Origin of the sequence: Geobacillus sp. ZGt-1, from assembly GCF_001026865.1 — a bacterium.
Classification (GTDB): domain Bacteria; phylum Bacillota; class Bacilli; order Bacillales; family Anoxybacillaceae; genus Geobacillus; species Geobacillus thermoleovorans.
On the sequence record NZ_LDPD01000025.1, the window covers coordinates 178,354 to 180,226 of the forward strand.

At 51.9% G+C, this 1,873-nt stretch carries 1 protein-coding gene; it reads right to left on the reverse strand.

Annotated elements, in window-relative coordinates; genetic code table 11:
• Positions 1 to 41: 41 nt before the first annotated feature.
• Positions 42 to 1,490: a S41 family peptidase gene (locus tag VU18_RS13550; RefSeq protein WP_021321650.1), complete on the reverse strand. Its 1,449-nt coding sequence runs from the start codon at positions 1,488 to 1,490 to the stop codon at positions 42 to 44.
• Positions 1,491 to 1,873: the final 383 nt, after the last annotated feature.

The window sequence follows — 1,873 nt, forward strand, 5'->3', positions numbered from 1 at the left end:
TTTCTTATTACCGTATATAGCATCAATCGTCCTCGGCTCGCTTACGACGGAAACAACACGCCAAGCGCTTTTTTCAGCTGCACATCATGCTTCGGATCGCGGACGGCTTCCATGATTTTCGTTTGCAGCACATCCGCCGTCGTCTCATCGATTCGTCCCGTAACCGGCAGCTGATTCGCTTTTTGGAACGCTTGAACGGCTTGTTCGGTTTCTTTGCTGAAGTAGCCGTCCGTGCGGCCCGGGTCGAACCCAAGCCCTTTGAGCATTTTTTGCGCATTGGCGATTTGCTCGTCGTTCATGTCATACCGAAGCGGTTTTTCCACATGAAGCGGAGCGACGTGGAAATAATCCGGCTGCGCCACCGCGACATCCGGCTTGATCCCTTTTTTATGGATCCAATGCCCGTCCGGCGTCAGCCATTTGTACAGCGTCAATTTGATGTTGCTGCCGTCGCCCATCGGAATCGCCTGCTGCACCGTCCCTTTGCCGAACGTTGCCTCGCCGACCAGCTTGTAGCCGCCCGCTTCCTTCATCGCTCCCGCCAAAATTTCCGACGCGGATGCGCTTCCTTTGTCGATGAGCACAACGATCGGGTATGGCTTTTTCGCCGTTAAATCGGAATAAAACTTTTGCCGATCGCCATCGCGTTCTTCAATTTGCACATATGGTTTGCCTTTCGGGATGAGCTGTTTCAAAATTTCCTCAACGCTTTGCAAATAGCCGCCCGGATTGCCGCGCACATCGATGATCAAGCCATCAATATGTTCGGCCTCAAGCTTCGCCAATTTCTTTTTAAAATCGGCGGCTGTGTTTTCCGAAAACGACGTAATTTGCAAATAGCCCGCCTTTTTGCCGTTGTATGTTTTGATCGAGTCATACACCGTCTGAATCGGAATTTCGTCGCGGACGACTTTGACTTTCATCACGTTTTTGACGCCGGGGCGCAAAATGTCAAGCTCCACCGTTGTTCCTTTCTTGCCGCGGATTTTCAATACCGCTTCATATAAATCAAGCCCTTCCAGGCTTTCTCCGTTGACGCGCAAAATTTGATCGTTCGGCTTCAGACCCGCTTTTTCCGCCGGCGAGTTTTTGATCGGAGCAACGATCGTCACCTTGCCGTCGATCATGCTCACTTCGGCGCCGATCCCCTCAAACGACGAGTCGAGCGACTCGTTGAACTGCTCCGTCGTTTCCGCATCCATGTAGACGGAATACGGGTCATGGAGCGTGTTGATCATACCTTGAATGGCGCCTTCCGTCAGTTTTTCTTCATCCACTTTCTCCACGTACCGATTCTTAATGAGCTCATAAGCTTGCCGGATTTTTTTCATCTCTTCGCTGTCGTTCGTCGACTTGGACGGCTCATTCGAAACAATCGTCGAAAGCGAGCCTTCCATCGGGCGGTCCGCCAACTGAAGGCCAGCGTACGTCCCTCCCGCCCCAATGAGCATCGATATGGCCATCAATGCGGCCGTCGTCGATTTTTTCACGTTGCTTCCTCCTCACCCTATGCTTGACCTTCCCCACCGCTTGCTGCGGTGCGAGAAGGGGGCTTTCTCCTCGCTCCTCCGTCAGTGAAGCAAATGAACACCTCTTCCGCCTCAACGCTGACGGCTTTTGCAAAACACGAAAAGGAAAAGCACCGCCTCACGCCGTGCCATGCCTTTATCTTCATCATATGTTGGGCTTGTACCGAGTATGCTAGTGCGTTGCCCATCCTTTACTAGTTTACACGCTTCTTGTTGATTTCTCAACTCACACAGGGCGGAAAAAAGAGGCACCCCTCGCCCTTGGCGGCGAACGATGCCTCTTCTTGATTCGTCTTCTTGGCACGATCTAGGAGGCTGGTGATTTATATAGATGCAACAAAGAA